This window comes from Candidatus Steffania adelgidicola, assembly GCF_020541225.1.
Lineage (GTDB): Bacteria > Pseudomonadota > Gammaproteobacteria > Enterobacterales > Enterobacteriaceae > Steffania > Steffania adelgidicola.
This window is the reverse complement of the sequence record NZ_CP045889.1, coordinates 165730-187919: the sequence shown is the minus strand read 5'-3', so window position 1 is coordinate 187919 and position 22190 is coordinate 165730. Positions and strand designations below refer to the sequence as shown.

Below are 22190 nucleotides of genomic sequence, written 5' to 3'. Positions count from 1 at the left end.
TAAAAACAAACCATAATCTTCTCTACTCCCTTTGATATAGACAGCATCAAGAAGGAGACACTCTCAACAATCGCAGATATAACAGCAATAACGTATCTTCTAAATAACCGTGACACTATAGAAAAGTATCTTGCTATATATAAACCCATTGCTAACCTAGTTAGGTACTTATAAAATAAGTCCGATGCTTTTCCGTATTAGAAGTGATACTTAAAAAATTTAATTTTACATCCAGCCATAATATTTCTATTTTTTACATTATTCTCATTTAACTATCTCACTATTTTCCAATATCATTAAGCCGCTCAATCAAGATCAAATAATTTAGATAATTAATTAAATTTATTACAAATATAAAATAAAACTACTATGGTAAATAACCTTTATCTTTAGATATGGTACATATTCTATAAACCGTTATCAGGTATCATTCCTAACTATCTTTTACCAGATTTAAACTTTATAAAAAACAGGAAAAACTAAAGAAGATATCTATCTTGAGATAGACCATTCCTTCTTAGATAAAATCTATAATAAAATCAAAGTTGCCGAAACATATCCTTTGTGAACTATTTTGATATGAAACAAACTAAGTAAAAAATGTATAAAAAATAATTTTCACATAATTAATTATAAATCATCATCTCGTGTTTAAATTAAAAAATAAATGGCTAAAAACATTCTTTATGTGAATAAAACTTAAGATGAAATTATTATTTTAGATGTTATACAGTTTTGTTATGTTTTCCCGGTTATGTAGTAAGAAAAAACACTTAATAGATAAATGAACATCATTTAGATTCATATCTCTATATCCTAGTTCTTTCTCGTATCGCACAAGTATTTTGCTTTTTTTTGAAATGAGAAACGATATAAAACATGTATCATCAGATGATGTATGACAACTCCCTATGATAACAAACTGAACTCATACGAAAAGAATGCTGCATGGTTTGATTATGCAAATCCAAAATAACACGATATGGTCGTTACACATCAAACTCATGAACGTAACGAGTTACAGTATTGTCAATAACTCACTGAGTTATATAAATACTCCACTTAATTCTATAAAATTAAAGCCATAAGAGCCTTCCTAGTTAGCTAATAAAACTGATAAATGAGTGAATTTTATAGAGTAAAATTATCTTGATTACAGCATCATCTAGCTTAGAGGTACTTATTTGAAATCAACGATAGTTGAAAAATAGATAGCGGTAAAGATAGCTTTGAGAACCAATCAAAAATCTTTGCCAAAACAACCCGATTTTATAATCCAAGCATATTCAAATTCAACAAGTTAAAATATAAGACAGGGAAAATAGTCTATATATATTTCAAAAGGTATAGCTGGATAGCATTTTTGATTTGTTAAAATTTATTTTTTTACTTTTTCTACGTGATCTTATGTATATACATCACCACTGCAGTTTAAGGAAAGCCACATGCCCGTTATCAGTCTCCCTGACGCCACTCAGCGTCAGTTTACAGAGCCGGTATCCCCTATTGATATTGCCCGAACTATCTCTCCTCGATTAGCTAAGGCCTGCATTGCTGGCCTGATTAATAAAAAGGACCTGATCGATGCTGGTGATACAATTGATTACGATACTCAGCTTACTATCATTACCTCTAAAGATAAGACAGGATTGGACATCATCCGCCACTCCTGTGCACATTTGCTAGGCCATGCCATAAAACAATTGTGGCCAAATACGAAAATGGCAATGGGTCCAGTAAATCATCAAGGTTTTTATTATGATGTCGATATTAGTCATACCTTAACCCAAGCTGATCTAGGTCTGATAGAAAAACGGATGCACCAACTCGCAGCAAAACACTACGACGTTATTAAGACAAAAGTTAGCTGGAAGCATGCCAGAAATACTTTTTTATCTCGAGGTGAAGATTACAAAGTGGCTATTCTCGATGAGAACATTAGTCATGATACTTCTCTAACACTTTATCATCATGAAGAATATATAGATATATGCCGGGGCCCACACGTCCCCAATATACGCTTCTGTCAGTTTTTTAAACTGGAAAAAATCTCTGGGGCATACTGGCGTGGTGATAGTCAAAATAAAATGCTGCAACGTATTTACGGTACCGCCTGGGGCGATCAAAAACAACTGCATGACTATTTAAAGCATTTAGAAGAAGTGGGAAAGCGCGATCATCGTAAAATTGGTAAACAACTTGATCTTTATCATATACAGGAAGAAGCGTCGGGTATGGTCTTTTGGCATAACGACGGATGGATTCTTTTTCGGGAGCTAGAAGCTTTTATTCGCATGAAACTTCAAACCTACCAATATCAGGAAGTGAAAGGGCCATTCATGATGGACCGTATACTATGGGAAAAAACAGCCCACTGGGATAATTACGCCGAACATATGTTCACCACATCATCAGAGAATCGGGAGTATTGCATTAAACCCATGAATTGCCCGGGACACGTACAGATTTTTAATCAAGGATTAAAATCCTATCGAGATCTACCATTGCGTATGGCTGAATTCGGTAGCTGCCATAGAAATGAACCGTCTGGGTCTCTACATGGCCTAATGCGAGTACGAGCCTTTACTCAGGATGATGGGCATATTTTTTGCACTAAAGATCAGGTGCGAGATGAAGTAAACAATTGCATCAAAATGGTGTATGATGTTTATGCTACTTTTGGATTTAAAAAAATTATAGTTAAACTCTCTACCCGTCCAGAAAAACGTATCGCTAACGATGAGGTCTGGGATCAAGCAGAGGAAGACTTAGCCGCCGCCTTAAAGCAAAGTGGTGTGATATTTGAATACCAACCAGGCGAAGGAGCTTTTTATGGTCCTAAAATTGAATTTACCCTTCTTGATTGCCTGGATCGTGCCTGGCAATGTGGTACGGTTCAGCTAGATTTTTCGCTACCTGGTCGTTTAAACGCATCTTACGTTGGAGAAAATAACGAACGCATAGTTCCGGTCATGATTCACCGCGCTATTTTAGGATCAATAGAACGCTTTATTGGCATTCTGACAGAAGAATATGCCGGTTTTTACCCAACCTGGCTAGCACCGACACATGTTATCGTAATGAATATTACTGACAATCAAGCAAATTATGTTATAAAAGTAACGGAAAAATTGTCAGCCGCTGGTCTTCGGGTGAAAATGGATTTGAGAAATGAAAAAATAGGCTTTAAAATCCGGGAACATACTTTACATCGAGTGCCATACATGTTGATCTGTGGAGATCGAGAAATGGCAGTAGGAAAAGTCGCTGTTCGTACGCGCTTTAGTAAAAACTTAGGCAGTCTTGCCGTTAGCGAAGTTATTGAAAAGCTGCATTATGAAATCAGCAGCCGTAATCTTCATCAACTGGAGGAATAAAGTATTAAAGGCGGAAAACGAGTTCAATCGGCGCGGCCTCATCGTATTAATCGAGAAATCCGCGTCTCCGAGGTTCGTCTGACGGATATCGACGGCGAGCAGATTGGTATTGTTAGTCTAAATGAGGCGCTTGAAAAATCCGAAGAATCTGGCGTTGATTTAGTCGAAATTAGCCCCAATGCCGAGCCGCCAGTGTGCCGAATCATGGATTACGGAAAGTTTCTCTATGAGAAAAGTAAATCTACTAAAGAACAGAAAAAGAAGCAAAAAGTCATCCAAATTAAGGAAATAAAATTTCGACCTGGAACTGATGAAGGCGACTATCAGGTAAAACTACGAAATCTAATTCGTTTTCTGGAAGACGGTGATAAAACCAAAATCACCCTGCGTTTTCGTGGACGTGAGATGGCGCACCAACAGATTGGAATGGAAGTACTTAACCGCGTTCGTAACGATCTCAGCGAATGGGCGATGGTGGAATCTTTCCCCTCCAAGATTGAAGGCCGACAGATAATCATGGTACTCGCACCTAAAAAAAGCAATAAGGCCTGACATATAAAACGCCTCTTCGGCGTTACCTGCCTCTCGTTGATTTATATTTATTAACAATGCGGAGTAGAAATCCACTCATGCCAAAAATTAAGACAATACGCGGCGCTGCAAAGCGCTTTAAAAAAATAGCGTCAGGTAATTTTAAACATAAACATGCTCATTTACGTCACATTTTAACTAAAAAATCCACAAAACGTAAACGTCAACTTCGACCAAAGTCAACACTTTCTAAAGGAGATCTCAGTTCAATCGTGCGTTGCTTACCTTACATATAAGGATCACTTTAACGGCTTAGCATAAACAAACTTAAGGAGGGAATATATGGCTCGCGTAAAACGTGGTGTAATAGCGCGCGCACGGCATAAAAAAATCTTGAAGCAAGCGAAAGGTTACTATGGTGCCCGTTCACGTGTTTACCGTGTGGCCTTTCAAGCGGTTATCAAAGCGGGTCAGTACGCTTATCGTGACCGTCGTCAAAAGAAGCGTTATTTCCGTCAGTTATGGATTGCGCGCATCAATGCCGCGGCCCGTCAAAACGGTATTTCTTACAGTCGATTGATCCATGGCTTGAAACGAGCGTCAATTGAGGTTGACCGTAAAATCCTAGCGGATATAGCCGTATTCGACAAAGTCGCCTTCACCGCTATCGCTGATAAAGCAAAACTTGTCATAGGATAACATTTAGTAAAAAAGAGGCGAAACCTATCTCCGGCTTTCTTGTCATACATAAAAGGATGTGATTTTTAGCACAATATGAAATAATTCAAATATTATATATGCATACATAAATATTGCTATTTTTTATTGTTTTTTTTGCTTTTATACCTGCTTCCTAGAGGCTTACATCTACGTCAAGAAGCGAAAAAGTACTGAGCCTCCAAGCGTGGAGGCTTTTTTATTGCTGAGTCAAGGTGCATAGCGCACACCCAAAGAGCAAGGCTCCCTCATTTTACGCTTAAGCCATCAACAGCAGGCAGAAGAGGAAAGTAATGCAACATCTCTCAGAGTTAGTTGTACAGGCTCAAGTAGCCATCGAACAGTCTCAAGACTTAAACACATTAGAGTTAATACGGATTCAATATTTAGGTAAGAAAGGATATTTTTCCCAAGTAATGGACACCCTCCAAAATTTGGAACTCCAAAATCGACCTGCAGCAGGTGCTCTGATAAACCAAGTGAAGCGAGACTGCCAAGAAGCCATTACCAAACGCAAAATCCTATTAGAACAGCTAGCCCTAAAAGCAAAGTTGGTAGAGGAAACTCTAGATGTCTCCTTACCTGGACGACGTATCGAAAACGGCGGTTTACACCCAGTATCAAGGACCATTGCACGTATTGAAAACTTCTTCAGTGCATTAGGGTTTTCAGTCGCCACTGGTCCTGAAATCGAGGATGTTTATCATAATTTCACCGCGCTTAATATTCCCACTCATCATGCCGCTTGCACGGATCACGATACATTCTGGTTAGATGGCACTCACCTATTGCGCACGCAAACTTCTTCTGTACAGATTCGTATTATGAAAACACAAACACCACCGATTCGTATTATTGTGCCAGGACGGGTATACCGTAACGATTATGATAAACTTCATACCCCCATGTTTCATCAGATGGAAGGACTGATTATCGATAGCCATATCACTTTCACAAACCTCAAGGGAACACTATATGATTTTCTCCGAAATTTCTTTGAAGAAGATCTTCAGATTCGTTTCCGTCCATCCTATTTTCCATTTACTGAGCCCTCCGCTGAAGTGGATATCATGGGAACACAGGGTCGCTGGCTAGAAGTAATAGGCTGCGGTATGGTTCATCCGAATGTGCTTTGCAATGTCAACATTGACCCAAAGATTCATTCTGGTTTCGCTTTTGGGATAGGTATAGAACGGTTAACAATGCTACGTTACGGCATCAAGGATTTACGCGCATTTTTCGAAAATGATCTACGTTTTCTAAAACAATTTAAATAAAAAATAGGATAACCGCATGAAATTCAGTGAATTGTGGTTGCGTGAATGGGTAAATCCACCTATTTCTAGCGAGGTACTAGCGGATCAATTAACCATGGCTGGGCTAGAAGTAGAGAGCGTAGAGCCCGTCTCCGGTCATTTTACCGGTATAGTAGTAGGCCAGGTGGTGGAATGCCGCCCTCACCCAAAAAATGAAAAATTAAAGATTACCAAAGTTAACATCGGTAGCACTCGACTACTGGATATCATCTGCAATTTATCCGACTACCGCATCGATATACGGGTCGCAGTAGCCACTCCTGGTGCTTTTCTACCAGGAGATTTAATAATAAAAACAACAAAATTATATGGTGAGCTATCGGAAGGCATGCTGTGCTCGTTTTCAAACTTGGGTATTTCTGGTGAGAAAGATGGCGTTATTGAACTACCAAAAGATGCTCCTATTGGTAAGAATATCCGAGATTATCTTAAGCTAGAAGATCATAGTATCAATATTAGTGTCACACCGAACCGCGCTGATTGCCTAAGTCTACTAGGTATTGCTCGAGAGATAGCAGTATATAATCAGCTACCACTCTGTTTCCCTATCATTAAAAAAATATTGCCGATTATTAATGACACAATACTGATTCGCATCGATGAAACCGAAGCTTGTCCACGCTATTTAGCTCGCGTGATAAAAAATATCGATTTTAGTACCAAAACACCGTTATGGATAAAAGAAAAACTACGACGATGCGGCATGAAATCAACAGACGTGGTGATAACGGATATTACTAATTATGTATTATTAGAACTAGGACAACCTATACAGACTTTTGATCGCAATTGCATTGAGGGAGGTCTTGTCGTACGTTATGCAAGACCAAATGAAGGTCTAACCTTAATTGACGGCAGCGCTATCACACTCTTACCTGATACACTTGTGATTGCCGATCGCAAAAAAGTGTTAGCGCTAGCAGGGATTGTTGGTGGAGCTTCTTCTCACATTACTCCAATTAGTCGTGATGTAGTCTTAGAATCCGCTTTTTTCTGTCCATTAGCCATTATTGGTCGAGCACGCCAGTATGGATTACATCCGGATCTAGGGAATCGTTACGAACGCGGCGTAGATCCGACTCTTCAACTTCGTGCTATAGAGCGGGCGACCTCACTATTAATAACCATTTGTGGAGGGGAACCAGGGTCAATTATTGATGTCACGTCTAAAACTTCGATTAGAAAACCAGCTACTATTATGCTATACAGGAAAACTCTAGATCGCATAATCGGTCATTTTATTCCAGATGAAGATGTAAACAATATTCTAACACGTCTTGGCTGTCAGGTTAATCGCATCGAAAAGGTAGGCTGGAAAACCCTCGCTCCAAGCTGGCGTTTTGATATAGCTATTGAAGAAGATTTAATTGAAGAAGTCTTACGCATATACGGTTATACTGCCATTCCGAATGTGCCGGTGCGTACCGATTTACTAATGCCTCATCATCCTGAGACATTAATGCCACTATCTCGTGTAAAAACACTACTGGTAGATCGCGGATATCAGGAAGTAATCACTTACAGTTTTGTTGATCCAAAAAGTCAGATACTCCTCCATCCTCAACAGAGAGCATTGGAATTATCCAGTCCGATTTCTAAGGATATGTCTACTATGCGTGTCTCATTATGGACTGCTCTTCTTAAAGTGGTAGTCTATAATCAGAATCGTCAGCAACAGCGAATCCGGATCTTTGAAAGCGGATTCCGCTTTATCCCTGATAAAACCGTAAATCTAGGCATTCGTCAGGATCTGATGCTAGGTGGAGTCATTGCTGGTTTGCAGTTCGATGAACATTGGAGTCAAACGCGACGAATAGTAGATTTTTACGATGCCAAAGGTGATCTTGAGGCAATACTTGAGCTTACTGGTAAATTAAACGATATTGAGTTTAGAGCACAACAACATCCTGCGTTACATCCAGGCCAAAGCGCTGAAATTTATCTTAAGAATGAAGCTATTGGATTTATTGGTGTTATTCATCCAGAGCTTGGGGCTAAACTCAATTTAAATGGCCGTTCCGTAGTATTTGAACTTCTCTGGGAGAAGATTAACGATTATAAAGTGACGGAAACAAGTCATATTTCTCGTTTTCCAGCTAACCGCCGCGATATCGCTGTGGTAGTATCTGATGATATCCCTTCTGCAGAGATTATCGCACAATGCAAGAAAATTGCTAAAGGTCAATTGGTTAATATAAATTTATTTGACGTATACCGGGGCAGTAACGTAGCGAAAGGTTTTAAGAGTTTGGCTATTAGCCTGATCTTACAAGATACCGCTCGTACACTGGAAGAAGAGGAGATTGCTGCAACCGTTGCGAAATGCGTAGCGGGATTAAAGCAACGATTCCAAGCATCCTTGAGGGATTGAACTTATGGCGCTTACTAAAGCTGAAATGTCAGAATACCTGTTTAAAAAGCTTGGACTAAGCAAACGGGATGCTAAAGAAATAGTAGAACGATTTTTTGAAGAAGTACGTCTGGCGTTAGAAAATGGAGAGCAGGTAAAATTATCAGGCTTTGGTAATTTTGATTTGCGCAAAAAAAATCAGCGCCCAGGCCGTAATCCAAAAACTGGGGAGGATATTCCAATTACAGCCCGCCGGGTAGTGACATTTCGCCCAGGTCAAAAATTAAAAATCCGTGTGGAAAATTCTTCACGAAAGCAGATCTAAAAAAGGTGTACTACAGCATCAGCCTTTGGGTCATGACATGGCTAATATTGCTCCGTCATTATCAATCAATCCGAGTCATGACCCAAAAGACAGTCAGTATTTTTTGCCATTATCCATTTATATTAAATAAACAACTGTAGGGGAGATTCAATTCAAATTTAACAAAGTATAGTGCATTGATAATAATTTCAGTTTGTTAATATAAATTAACACGAAGCCGTGATCTTAAATTGAATGTAAAAATAAAATTTTAAAATTTAAATCAATCATGTACATTCTTACCTAATACTAAATATTCTATAGATCTAATCTAATCCAATTATCTCGTGCACTACTCGTTGCATATCCGGTAGATATCTATATCTAGAATAGGATAAATCGATATGTTCAAAAAACAAAAACAGAAATTTCTATTTTGATAGAAATATAATTTACTTCGTTTGAAAAAATAAAAAAACAATCTTTACTATACTAAAGACATAAATATAGATCCACATCTATATTTTTTGGTTTACTGTATATACACTCTCTATATAATTTTAAAAATCTATTTATTAGGATGGATATCTCTTTGTTTACCTTTTCTTATTACACCGCTCTTACATCGGGTCCAAGCACATCTAATATATAGATAAGCATTTTACTAATATCCTAATTTGATAAATGTTTTTAACATATCCTTTTTAAGGAAAAATCAGGGAAAGATTATTTTTGATGAAGAATAAAATATCACTTAAAAATATTTCTATTGAAATAACATTTCTTAGCTTAACACTTATATTGTAATAATGATTACTGTTAGATTTAAACGTTTTTCCTGTTTGTTAGGTAGAGCTACCTAACGGTTTTTTCATACCTTTTACTAACTTCACTAGGTCGAACCTCGCGTGATATCTTTTTAATGATTGTAGAGTCATCCTATTCATTTCATGAAAACAGACATAAATAATATGAAACCAATGCTTTTCTAAATCTCTTATCTCTCTTTCTCTCACAATAAATAAAATTTATTCTTATGTTAATATCTATAAAAACCATAAACTTTGATTATATCATCTATTTTCATTACAAGTGTAATCTTCAATTAGAGATCATTAATGACAGATGAATTTGATAAATTTCAGTGTATTTACTATAATTCAGAAGCAATAATATATATATTTTAATAGAAAAAATCCCCTAAGTTTTATTTTAAATAACATACTAAAATCGGGATAAAATTTATTAAAATAATTTAATTGTTATCTAAAAACATTCTTAAAAGAGTATTACGATTCACATGATCAATTAAATAGCATACCAGCTTGGCTTCACTTTAAATGAGAGCACAAAAGACACTAAACGTGAAATAGAAAATGCATTACATCACCATCATGAACTATATATTCTTTCCCTTCAGAGCGCATCTTTCCAGCTTCTTTAGCTCCTTGAACCCCTTTATAGGTTATAAAATCACTAAAGGAAATCGTCTGAGCTCGAATAAATCCCTTTTCGAAATCGCTATGAATTTTACCTGCAGCTTGAGGAGCAGTCGTACCAACCGGGATAGTCCACGCTCGTACTTCTTTCACACCAACAGTAAAATACGTTTGCAAATTTAATAACTTATAGCCTGCTCGGGTAACACGATACAGACCTGACTCTTCAAAACCCAACTCTCGTATAAATGCATCACGTTCTTCTTTTTCAAACTTAGTAATATCAGATTCTATAGCGGCACAAACTGAAACCACCACTGATCCCTCACCTGCAGCAATAGACCGTACCTTATCTAAATGATGATTGTCACTCAAACCATCCTCATTTACGTTTGCGACATACATACTAGGTTTAAGTGTCAGAAAACTAAAAGAGCGGATAGCCTTTTTCTCATTACTTGAGAGATCTAACGTTCTTAACATTCTGGCATTACTAAGATACTGAAAACATTTTTCCAGCGTTAACAATTGCAGTTTAGTATCCTTATTGCTACTTTTAACGCACTTGTTTACCTGATAAATAGCGTCTTCACACACGGCTAGATCAGAGAGGGCTAACTCGGTATTGATAATATCAATATCTTCTGATGGATTAACTTTTCCATGCACGTGAATAACCTGGTCGTTTTCAAAACAACGTACCACATGACAAAGAGCTTCGCTTTCACGAATATTGCTTAAAAACTGATTACCTAAACCTTCTCCTTTTGATGCACCTTTTACTAGACCAGCAATATCCACAAACCGCATACTGGTAGAGACTGTGCGCTTAGGTTTAACTATTTTTGCTAACTGTTCTATTCTGGGATCGGATATGGGAACAATACCGGTATTAGGTTCTACAGTACAAAATGGGAAATTTTCCGCTTCAATACGCGCCTTAGTTAAGGCATTAAACAGGGTGGATTTGCCCACGTTAGGCAATCCTACAATACCACATTTGAAACCCATGTTACTTACACCTTATTAGTTTGCTGTTATCAGCCGGTGCATTTCTGTTGCCGACATAAAATCATTTACAAAGTTTGTAATACACATAATCAGAGTATGATGCGAGATCAAACTTTTACATTGGACGGTAAGTATGCAGGCGATTCATAGCCTTTAGGGAATTCTGTGTGATTAAAATCTCTGTACAATTTACCGATTCCTCAATAGCGGCATTAATCAACTGTTGTTCCACTATCGATGGTTTACCGAGTACAAAACCCGCGACCTTGTTTCTATCTCCAGGATGCCCAATACCAATACATAAACGCTGAAAGAAAGTATTTTTGCTAAAACAACTAATAATATTCTTTACACCATTATGACTGCTCTTACTTCCCGCTCCCTTCAGTCTGGCATAACCCGGCAACAAATCTAGTTCATCATGTGCCAACAAAATTTCTTTTGGATCAATATGGTAAAACCTAGCCATTACTGTCACTGCCTTACCACTAAGGTTCATAAAAGTAGTGGGTACGAGAAGACGAATATCCTTATCCTCTAAGGTAAAACAACCGGTGTAACCGTAAAATTTTCTCTCCTCTTTTAACGTTTGATCATAACGTGCTGCGAGTACCTCTACATACCAGGCACCAGCATTATGCCGAGTTGCGGAATATTCGCCACTAGGATTAGCTAGTCCTACAATTAATTTAATTGTCACATATTCCTCTCATCTAGCGCTTTTCTCGTTTATAGACTCTATTAGAATTAGATATTGCAAATCGATAGAAAATTTAGAGGGGATTGTGATTTAAATTTATTGATGAGGGTTTAGGTTTATCTTATAAACTCTTAGCATATCTCCTCTTTGATGAGGAGCTCTATGTAAACTAGTTGTGATTATCTTCATGAAGAAAGATACCATATATCCCTTGTAATAATTTGTTTTCACTGATAACTAAACACTTAGTTTTTCCTTCTCCCCATTTCGAATGCAACTCACTATTTAGACAAGAATTCAGTAAAGGAGCTTTATATAGAAGTATAACAGTAATTACTGAAGAAATAACCCCCTCTATTTGTTGCATAAAAACACACAAGAAAAGAGCTAAGTGATCTATGCTATGATAAATATATGATGCTACTTTAACAATTCCAATCAAGAATTTCTATCACTGACGATTAATGACCAATAGTGAATGACAAATAAAGGAATGGAGTGTGAGGACTATCTTTTTCGTTAGAAAACATTAAACCTAACGAAGGATAACATGTTTTATCACTTCTTTATTAAACGTGATATAAAACACTATCTTATAGAACAAGATAGGAGTTGCTGATATAGCCCAATGAGCTGATGTGACAAATTTTCGGGGGTATAAGTGCTAACACGTTGGCGTGCTGCCGTTCCCATGGTGGGGTCTCGATCTCTACATGGTATTTCGGCCGCAAACGCTTGTAAACTACCGATATCCAAAGCATCGCACACAAAACCCTCTCGACCCTGGTTGATAAACTCTGCCCCTCCACAGGTTTGACTGGTAATTACCGGTAAGCCGCAAGACATACTCTCCAGTATCACGTTTGGAAACGGATCGTATAACGTCGGTAAAATTAGTGCATCTGCCGCATGATAGAAAGGTAGAACATTTTCTTGGACTCCTATAAAACGGACTCTATCCTGGCAATCTAAAGTCTTTGTCAAAGCCTCATAACGACTTTGTTGCTTATCTTTTCCGACAACGATTAGATAGCGATTAGTAGGAGCTACCGCAAAAATAGCCTGACGCAGCCCTTTACGTGCAAAACCGGAACCAACGAAAATTAGCGTACAGGCTTGCTCTGGAATCGATAAAATCTCTCTGGCAACCCGCCTCTGTCCTTCGACAGGGGGGGGGAAATGCCGCGAATCAATAGCGTTATAAATCAATGCGAATTTGTCTTTAGTTACCCCATAATGACACATGATCTGGCTTTGTACCATCGCTGAATTACAAATAATTTTCTTTAGTTTTGATGAATGAAACATTTCTTTTTCTGCTGCTAATACGTAGCGATGATAACGATTAATTTTCGTTAGGTAGCGCTGATAAGAAGGAATAATCCGCGCTCGTTGTTCCAACCACGCCCGGTGAACACCATCACCAGCTCGGAATATATCACAATCTACAATGCGTTCATGGCTCTGCACTAGATCGAAGTTCTGCTTTTTCCAATACTTCCGGGCGGCAATATTAAAACCTTGCAAACGTGCAATCCGACTTCTCCCGCCAGGATTGCAAATATGTACACACCAGTCTGACTGCGTTTCACCCGACCACTGTCGGGTGATGATGTTTAACTCTAATCTGCTGTCATGCAGCGCTTCTAAAGTGCGAGAAATAAAACGTTCGGCACCACCATCAACCCGATACCTTTGCCGCACTATCGCTAAGCGATATTTGTCATACCTCACGTCCTTTTTCCGTTAAGCTCCATAGGGCTATTTTTAATAGGAAATTTGTTTTATAAAGTGCAATGATATTATTTTTTCGAATCCCAATTAAAGTCATCTCAGATGATAACGAAAAACAGATCAATGCAGACTACAATTCAACCTTCAACAAGTATAACACAATCGATTTTTCATCATATTTTATTTATATAAATATGCTCAGTAAGCCCTAAAATAAAAACTTATTTTTTTGTATCCTTAGTTTAGCTATTATATAGATTTTAAAATAAAGAGATGTGGAAATTCACACATAACTGCCAACGTAATTATCAAATTCATTCTTATTTCTGAATATCAGTATTAATAACGTCCTAATACTTAGGAATATTGAAGTTAGACGCATGAGCTGCCAATACGTTCCTCAAAAATAAATTTTTACAGTATCCTGTCTTTAACTATATGTATTTATAATTATTTCATCTAAAAAGATGAAATGAAATAGGACGTTATGTAACCATCTAGGATGAAAAGTTAAACGTTATAAAATTAATTATTTACTCACAAATAAAATAGAACAACTTCTTTTTATTGATAATGATAGTTATCTATATAATACCCCTATTAACTTATATTGATTTGAGAAATTTAACAGAATTTCTCTCTAAAGAAAGATGGCACCAATAAAAATATGATAAACAAGATACTTTAGTATACTTTACAAGTATAATAAAAAAACTAACCTATCGACCATATATACAGCGTTTTTTAAAACAAACAATATATATACTCATAACCAACATTTATTTTATATCAGCCAGTGTATATATAATTCACCTCTCCAGAAAAAATGAGACATTAAAACTTTCTCTATGTTTCCTCGATACTTTATGCCTTACCTAACACCGAATGATTGTTTGTTTACATAAACTTTCTGATTTTTTTTGAAATTTAATTCATAAATATACGTTTGTATCTAAATGGTGTTATACAATGAAATAGCTAAAAATGGACATATTAATTCGCTTTTCAAGCTATAAAATAGCAAAAAAACAATGTCACTAAACCATATCTCTTATATAATCTTGGGTTAATGTTTTTATTCTAAACTCGGGCATAATTGCAGAAATAGAAAGAGGACTTCTATATCTATAACCCGATATTATTCGGCAATGAAATACAGAAGCATCCAAAATCAAACCCATTAGGAAAATTCATAGTAAAAACGAGAAAATCACCTTGATATGTAACTCACAATAAGAGTTAAGAGAGTTAATATCATCTGACATAAGACCATAAACAGAGGGCTGAATTTGTCCATCTGCAACAAAAAAAGCCCTCGCTAAATAGCAGCGAACAATATCTCTAGGATTGATGATGCTCTATTGTTCCTATCAATTGGCAACTGCAATGCGTTTCATATCTTTCATATAACTGCGTAGTTGAGTACCAACAACTTCAATCGGATGCTGGCGAATGAGCTCGTTAACATCACGAAGATATGCATTATCAATTGAAATCTCTGCTAACGGCTTACCCAGGTCCCCGAGTTGAAGTGTATTCATAAATTTGTCTTTGAGCAAAGCCACCGCAGAACTAGAAAACAAATAATTTCCATATTCAGCAGTATCTGAAATTACTATATTCATCTCATACAAACGTTTACGAGCAATGGTATTGGCAATAAGCGGCAATTCGTGTAAAGATTCATAATAAGCTGACTCAGCCATAATACCAGAATTCGTCATAGTTTCAAATGCTAGTTCTACTCCAGCTTTTATCATAGAAATCATTAACACGCCATGATCAAAATAGGTCTGTTCACTGATCTTGTCATTGTAATTAGGTGCATTTTCAAATGCAGAACAGCCAGTTTCTCTGCGTGAGGCAAGCAGTTTGCTATCATTATTTACCCAATCAGCCATCATTTCACTAGAAAAAACTCCACTCAGAATATTGTCCATATGTTTTTCAAATAACGGCTTCATTAATTTCTTCAACTGCTCAGATAGAGCAAAAGCGCGCAATTTTGCACTATTGGAGAGTCGATCCATCATTAATGTAATGCCACCTTGCTTTAGTGCTTCAGTAGTCACTTCCCAGCCACACTGAATAAGTTTCCCAGCATACGCTGGATGAACCCCATCTTCGATCATTTTATCAAAACACAATAATGAGCCAGCCTGCAACATACCGCATAGAATAGTCTGCTCACCCATTAAATCAGACTTAACCTCAGCAATAAAAGAGGATTCTAGTACCCCAGCACGATGACCGCCGATTGCTACCGCCCAAGCTTTAGCTAGCAACATGCCATCATTTTTTAAATTATTCTCTGGATGGACAGCAATCAGAGTCGGCACACCAAAACCACGCTTAAATTCTTCACGCACTTCAGTACCCGGACATTTCGGCGCTACCATGATCACAGTGATATCATTGCGGATTTTCTCCCCCACTTCAACAATGTTGAAACCATGGGAATAACCTAATGCAGCACCTTGTTTCATAAGTGGCTGTACTGTCTTCACAACTGTTGAATGCTGCTTGTCGGGGGTCAAATTGACTACTAAATCCGCTTGCGGAATTAGCTCTTCATAGATACCGACACAAAAACCATTATCCGTCGCCTGGCGCCAAGATAAACGCTTTTCAGAAAGCGCTTCTTTACGCAATGCATACGCTACGTTCAATCCAGAGTCACGCATATTTAACCCTTGGTTTAAACCTTGAGAACCACAGCCGATGATCACCACTTTTTTCCCATGTAAATAACCTGCTTCATTTGAAAACTCATCTCGGCTCATTAAACGGCATTTACCTAACTGCACCAACTTGTTACGAAAATTTAACGTATTAAAATAGTTAGCCATGTATCTACTCTCTCATGAGGTCTTAGGACGTCGCATAAGCATTCACCTACGGACATGATTTTTCTTTGGCAACCACTATAAACTAGGAAAAACATTTCTTGAATTGATAGATTCAAAATCTATTTTATAAAATCGTCTATAGAACTTTCCCAACAATAGATAGTACTAGTTTGATTCACTCTTAAGACAAATTTATGAATATTTTCCTTACACCTTATTTCTTAATTTAACAAAAAAACTCCACTTCACTAAAGCAATATCTATACACTAACGCAATCAATCCTCGTTACTTTTCATGTATATCTCACTGATGTTACCTTATGAAATTCATACCAACGAACTAATGAGCATATCAATCTATTCAAATATCCTTTGCATTCTGCTAGAATCACGAATTCCAAATAGAAAGGGAGGCTTTTTTTAGATACTTTTAAATGATGCCTTCTAGCGTCTCCTAAATCTTAAATTAATACCTACAACTGCTTTTGTCACTTCCAGTGATTTCGGGGGTTTCTTCATTAATAAGAAACACTGTATTGGTAGAACTATTTCAGTATGTATGCCCTAATCATGCTAGATGCTGATCACACTCTAATACATGGTGTAGCAATGCTAAGCATTGCTAGCAATTACTAGTTATATATACAATACTGAGATCTAAAATAACTTCCTATTCAACAACACCTCTCGCTCATATAAAAACACTACCTTAGTATTTTAACAAATATAGGAACTATATAAAATTTCTTGATACAATGTAAATCAACAAGAAAAATAGCCCTACTAACGCACATGCACTTCAAGTGTTATGTCATTAAAAAAAATAGGACGCAATACCGTCAACATAATATGCATGATCTCTTTTACTTTTCGTATTTATAAAAAAATCTAATTTAATTAAAATGTAAAGAAGTATTATACCCAATAGCAGAAAACCTAATATTTAGTAGATTCATATCTGCTATTTTTAATCATCTTGTTGAAAATTACGCATTCATTGAATACCGCTGCTATATTAAAAAATAACTCATTCTATCTCCTTTTTATAAAAGGACTAGAGTACTCTGTTTAGGGCCAATTAGCATTGTTGCCAAATCAACTGTCTCCTGTCTCACTTCGGCTATAGTCATTAAGAGTAAAAAACAGAATTTGTTCATTTTGAACATCCTATCAGGACAGGTGATTAGGAACTCTAAATATCTACTAAAGTAGTGATCCATATATTCGGCCAATCTAAAAATCATTAGGATCATGAGAAATATCAAACACGATATCCAATATAAGAGCAATACCCTGTCTTAAGTTCATACTCTATTAGGCAAACTTTCATGGAAAAGAAACTTTAAACAACATTAAAGTACAATTCCAAAAATCAGTACTACGCAGTCTAATCGTAACCATCATATCATCCTGATTCATCTTGATCATCAGGTAACAAAAACTTTCCAGATCCAAGCAGCACTGCATTACACACTAACGTGTATTAGTATACTTTTAATACAGACTCCTAGTTTTCATACAGTCATTATTGATAATATCAAAACATAATACGATCAAAAATCGTAACTATATCTCCCGTTGTTAGATAACTCACTAACCTGTTTAGATAGTCATGTTTTCACTCTGAAAATAAAGTTTGTCTCATTATTAAGCATTGGCTTTCTTGCGAATTCAAATTCGAAGATCCTATCCTTATTCGATTAGGCTTTAGATATTATCTCAACAGGGATATGGTAAAATGCATGTAACATGCACTAAAAATAAAATTAAACCATAAAATGTTTCACGACTTCAATAAACCTATTTATGCATATATACACTTAAAAATATCACCTCATCACGCCACTTCTCGAGATTTTTATCCGTTGCTGCAAAAAAAAATAAATAACTGATATGAGCAATGACAAGTGAGATCTGAATCCAAGTTCTCCCCTCGTATCATCTTTATTCACACCGTTGTTTCCATGCTAGTAAACAACTAGCACTTATAGTGGATCCATATGTCAGATCATTCAATATCATTTCGATCTATAAAAAAGTGCTCTTTAAAAGAGCGTACATATTAACATCTTTAATCCGATAAAGCTTATCTCGTACAGTGCTAATCACCAGTCTAATACAAGGATTTTTATAAAATATTTTCTAGAGTAATGTTAACGCCTGGCAACAGGCAACACACCGCATTCCTGCTAATTTACTTTAGGTTTACTTATATCAACTCGGGTGGACTTCCTGAAACTTCTCTAGTGACTGAAGCACAATGTTAAACGTAGGACTAGGGCACATAACTTTTCTAATGAGTACCGGATCTGGATGATAATACCCACCGATATCCACCGGATTTCCTTGATTATAATTAAGCTCAAAGAGAATTTTTTTCTTATTATTAGTAAGATAGTGCGCAAGTTCTGTAAATGTCTCTTTTAGACACTGATCTCCATTTTGGCTTGCTAGTGCCTGTGCCCAGAATAACCCTAGAAAGAAATGACTACCTCGGCTATCAAGTTCATGAACTATGCGTGAGGGTGATTTATTTGTATCCAGAAACTTATTAATTGCTTGATCCAGGGTTTTCGCCAGGATTCGCGCTTTGCGATTAGTAGCAATAACATTGATATGTTCTAACGAAGCGCCTAGGGCTAAAAATTCTCCTAGAGAATCCCAGCGCAAATGGTTTTCCTGCAAAAATTGCTGAAAATGTTTGGGGGCAGAACCACCGGCTCCAGTTTCAAATAGCACTCCACCAGCCATCAGCGGAACAATAGAAAGCATTTTAGAACTTGTGCCTAACGCTAAAATTGGAAAGAGATCTGTTAAATAGTCTCGCAATACGTTACCAGTGACCGAAATGGTATCCTTACCCGCTCGGATACGTTCAATAGAAAAACGTGTAGCAGCTGCTGGTGATAGGATTCTAATATCCAAACCTTCAATGTCGTCCTCTTGCAAATAACGCTGCACTTTTTCAATCATGTGCAAATCATGTGAGCGAGCAGAATCTAACCAAAATACCGCTGGCGTATTAGATTGACGGGCACGATTAATCGCCAATTTTACCCAAGCTTGTATTGGCCTATCTTTAGTTTGACACATCCGCCAAATATCTCCCATCTCCACACAATGTTCTAGTAAAACTTTACCTAGAGAATCTGTCACCTGCACAATTCCATCCATCGGGACTTGGAAAGTCTTATCATGAGAGCCATATTCTTCAGCCTGCTGTGCCATCAAACCTACGTTAGACACACTGCCCATGGTAGTCGGATCAAACGCCCCATACTGCTTGCAGTTTTCAATTACTACTTGATAAATACTGGCATAGCACCGGTCGGGAATGATTGCTTTAGTATCATGTAGTTGACCATCAGGTCCCCACATTTTTCCAGCATCACGAATCATCGCTGGCATGGAGGCATCAACGATAATATCGCTTGGTACATGTAGATTAGTTATACCTTTCTGAGAATTCACCATGGCCAATTGTGGACGTTCTCTATAAAACGTATCAATAGCCTGTGTGATTTTTATCCTCATGTCTATAGGCAACTTATTTAGTTTGTCATATAAATCACCGATCCCGTTATTAGCTGAAAAACCTAACATTTTTAGTGTATCTTGATAACAAGCCAATACTTCCTTATAGAATTCAGATACCACAATACCAAATATGATTGGATCAGATACTTTCATCATGGTCGCTTTTAGATGGAGAGAAAACAGAACCCCCTGGCATTTAGCATCAGCGATTTGATCCACAATAAAGCTACTTAATTTTTTTTTGCTCATAACAGAGGCGTCAATGATTTCACCGGCGTGCACTGTAGTGTGAGCTTTTAAAATCTCTCTGGTATCATCATGACCAATCAGGGTGATACTGACATCACCGTCTTTTTCAATAAGCGCGGATTGCTCACTTCCATAGAAATCACCCTCTTGCATATAGGCGACGTGAGATTGAGACGAAGCACTCCATTGTGCTAATCGGTGTGGATGCTTGCGTACATGGTTTTTAACTGACATCGGCGCACGGCGATCAGAGTTACCTTCCCGTAAAATTGGATTAACCGCACTACCTTTAATTTTATCGTAACGAGCCCTAATTTCTTTTTCCAGATTAGAATCTGGTTCATTAGGATAATTTGGCACTGCATACCCTTGCGTCTGCAGTTCTTTAATAGCAGCTTTTAGTTGAGGAAAGGAAGCACTGATATTCGGTAGTTTGATGATATTAGCTTCCGGCGTTAGCACTAACTGCCCTAGTTCTCCTAGATGATCCAATAGGCGCTGATCCGAACGCAAGTATTCAGGGAAATTAGAAAGAATACGGCCCGCTAAGGAAATGTTACGGATCGCGACACTAATTCCTAGAGATTGTGTAAAGACACGAATAATTGGTAACAATGAATATGTTGCCAGGGCCGGTGCCTCATCAGTAAGGGTATAGATAATCTTAGACATCATAGTCATATATTAATTATATTAACTCCTCTATTTTATAGCGGTTAGAACTATCTTGAAGAGTGCTGTATCGTTATGTTTAGCAGATTCTTGACTGTAATTTAGAGATAAGAGGTGATGTCACGGAAAAAATATAATTATTTTTTTGAAGTATTCAGCTATCACTTAATGATAATCGCTCATATACTGCCATAGCTATTACTACGCAAGATCGAGTAAAACAATGCTCCATGCTGAAATTAAATATATTCATTATTATCTAATTTGATTTTTTTCACCAAAAAAAGATATGATAGTTTTAAGGTATGTTTAATTTTATGCTCATCAAACAGAACAAAATTCTGCTTTATTTCACTCTCTACATACTAAACGGTTTCATTTATTCTCTTTTTCTAAAATATTTTTGTACATAAAAACTATCCAGAATCTTTTACGATTACCTATAAAAACTCGATAACATCTCTATGAGAAATCGTTACTGAAATTATGCGAGTGCCATCCTATATTAGCGCTCATCTTTGTTTATGACAATTTATAAAAGATCGTTTTACGAGATTTCATGTAGCATTTCTAAAAATACTCAGTATTAGTAACACACTAAAATCGTTGGTTTTATATGTTTTATGATGTACTTTAACTTTCTTTATTGAAATCTAATTTGGGTATATTAGGTTCAAGCATTCGCCTGCATCGATAGAAAATCATTAACAGGTGGATTTATTTTATAGGAAAACCACCATGCCTTACCGAAATAGGTCAGATAAAATTTTCTTAACGAGAAAAAGTATGCTGGATCTTTTATCCCAGCATATTCTGCCATTGTTTAGCAGTTTTTTTCAAGTTTTTACAAAGCGCCACCATCGTCATACAAAAATTTATCTTACTTAAAGTAATTACTCTTCAATGGAGAGTAATTATTATAATAAAATTATATCATCCACTTTATCTTGCAGTACCAATCTTACTATGAATTAAGACTTAACAAGGAGCATCTCTAAAATATAGAAGGGAACCATCACATCAGCATATCTAATCTTTGTCTTGACAACCTGTCTATTTTTCAAATGGCAACAATGCAAGATATAATCTTGAATACAATCTAAAAACATTCATTATAATTAACCAATTATGAATCATAACAACATGAAGATATAACTAATTAACTTGATGTTGATCATGAGCCAATGAATATGGAATATATTGCCTATTACAAAGTAGGTATCTACTTGTTAGTATAACTTTTGATAAATTTATTTTAGATATATAAACAGATTACTTAATCATCTATCTTATCTTAAATTAAATAAAATCTCAGATAATAATTTACAGAATCTGTAGTGAGCATACAGATACATTTACTGACATATAGATAATATCTATAAATAACCACACTTATTAAGTGTG

Annotated in this window: 12 protein-coding genes; 7 read left to right on the top strand and 5 right to left on the bottom strand. The window is 36.6% G+C overall.

Annotated features, from left to right (window positions below; all coding sequences use genetic code 11):
• Positions 1–1445 precede the first annotated feature (1445 nt).
• From thrS to ihfA, 7 genes are all read left to right on the top strand, one after another.
• Entirely contained in the window at positions 1446–3377 is a 1932-nt protein-coding gene (gene thrS, locus GFK82_RS00455) for a threonine--tRNA ligase (RefSeq protein WP_226810988.1), read from the top strand.
• 3 nt (positions 3378–3380) lie between these two features.
• On the top strand, positions 3381–3929 hold the full coding sequence (gene infC / locus GFK82_RS00450; RefSeq protein ID WP_226811314.1) for a translation initiation factor IF-3: 549 nt from the start codon (positions 3381–3383) through the stop codon (positions 3927–3929).
• 77 nt (positions 3930–4006) lie between these two features.
• On the top strand, positions 4007–4204 hold the full coding sequence (gene rpmI / locus GFK82_RS00445) for a 50S ribosomal protein L35 (RefSeq protein WP_226810987.1): 198 nt from the start codon (positions 4007–4009) through the stop codon (positions 4202–4204).
• A gap of 46 nt (positions 4205–4250) precedes the next feature.
• Positions 4251–4607, top strand: coding sequence for a 50S ribosomal protein L20 (gene rplT, locus GFK82_RS00440; RefSeq protein WP_226810986.1), 357 nt, complete (start codon positions 4251–4253; stop codon positions 4605–4607).
• 311 nt (positions 4608–4918) lie between these two features.
• Positions 4919–5902: a phenylalanine--tRNA ligase subunit alpha gene (gene pheS, locus GFK82_RS00435; RefSeq protein ID WP_226810985.1), complete on the top strand. Its 984-nt coding sequence runs from the start codon at positions 4919–4921 to the stop codon at positions 5900–5902.
• Positions 5903–5918: 16 nt separating this feature from the next.
• Positions 5919–8312, top strand: a complete 2394-nt coding sequence (gene pheT / locus GFK82_RS00430; protein ID WP_226810984.1) for a phenylalanine--tRNA ligase subunit beta — start codon at positions 5919–5921, stop codon at positions 8310–8312.
• Positions 8313–8316: 4 nt separating this feature from the next.
• Positions 8317–8616 (top strand): integration host factor subunit alpha, encoded by a 300-nt coding sequence (gene ihfA, locus GFK82_RS00425; RefSeq protein ID WP_226810983.1) that lies wholly within the window; start codon positions 8317–8319, stop codon positions 8614–8616.
• Positions 8617–9953: 1337 nt separating this feature from the next.
• On the opposite strand, the gene ychF is transcribed toward ihfA, so the two are convergent.
• From ychF to GFK82_RS00400, 5 genes are all read right to left on the bottom strand, one after another.
• A complete protein-coding gene (gene ychF / locus GFK82_RS00420; protein WP_226810982.1) occupies positions 9954–11045 on the bottom strand; it encodes a redox-regulated ATPase YchF in 1092 nt (363 codons plus the stop codon).
• Positions 11046–11160: 115 nt separating this feature from the next.
• The gene (pth, locus tag GFK82_RS00415) at positions 11161–11745 is read right to left on the bottom strand and encodes an aminoacyl-tRNA hydrolase (RefSeq protein ID WP_226810981.1); all 585 of its coding nucleotides are present in this window, start codon (positions 11743–11745) and stop codon (positions 11161–11163) included.
• 588 nt (positions 11746–12333) lie between these two features.
• Positions 12334–13479 carry a glycosyltransferase family 4 protein gene (locus GFK82_RS00410; protein ID WP_226810980.1) on the bottom strand — a complete coding sequence of 382 codons (1146 nt, stop codon included), beginning with the start codon at positions 13477–13479 and terminating at the stop codon, positions 12334–12336.
• Positions 13480–14849: 1370 nt separating this feature from the next.
• Positions 14850–16328: a ketol-acid reductoisomerase gene (gene ilvC / locus GFK82_RS00405; protein ID WP_226810979.1), complete on the bottom strand. Its 1479-nt coding sequence runs from the start codon at positions 16326–16328 to the stop codon at positions 14850–14852.
• A gap of 2214 nt (positions 16329–18542) precedes the next feature.
• Complete coding sequence (locus GFK82_RS00400) at positions 18543–20795, bottom strand: NADP-dependent isocitrate dehydrogenase (RefSeq protein WP_226810978.1); 2253 nt, start codon at positions 20793–20795, stop codon at positions 18543–18545.
• Between the last annotated feature and the right edge of the window lie 1395 nt (positions 20796–22190).

Coding starts and splice junctions, on each gene's coding strand:
- pheT (WP_226810984.1), top strand. CDS start 5,919: ATGAAATTCAGTGAATTGTGGTTGCGTGAATGGGTAAATCCACCTATT.
- rpmI (WP_226810987.1), top strand. CDS start 4,007: ATGCCAAAAATTAAGACAATACGCGGCGCTGCAAAGCGCTTTAAAAAA.
- ihfA (WP_226810983.1), top strand. CDS start 8,317: ATGGCGCTTACTAAAGCTGAAATGTCAGAATACCTGTTTAAAAAGCTT.
- pheS (WP_226810985.1), top strand. CDS start 4,919: ATGCAACATCTCTCAGAGTTAGTTGTACAGGCTCAAGTAGCCATCGAA.
- rplT (WP_226810986.1), top strand. CDS start 4,251: ATGGCTCGCGTAAAACGTGGTGTAATAGCGCGCGCACGGCATAAAAAA.
- ilvC (WP_226810979.1), bottom strand. CDS start 16,328: ATGGCTAACTATTTTAATACGTTAAATTTTCGTAACAAGTTGGTGCAG.
- ychF (WP_226810982.1), bottom strand. CDS start 11,045: ATGGGTTTCAAATGTGGTATTGTAGGATTGCCTAACGTGGGCAAATCC.
- thrS (WP_226810988.1), top strand. CDS start 1,446: ATGCCCGTTATCAGTCTCCCTGACGCCACTCAGCGTCAGTTTACAGAG.
- GFK82_RS00400 (WP_226810978.1), bottom strand. CDS start 20,795: ATGACTATGATGTCTAAGATTATCTATACCCTTACTGATGAGGCACCG.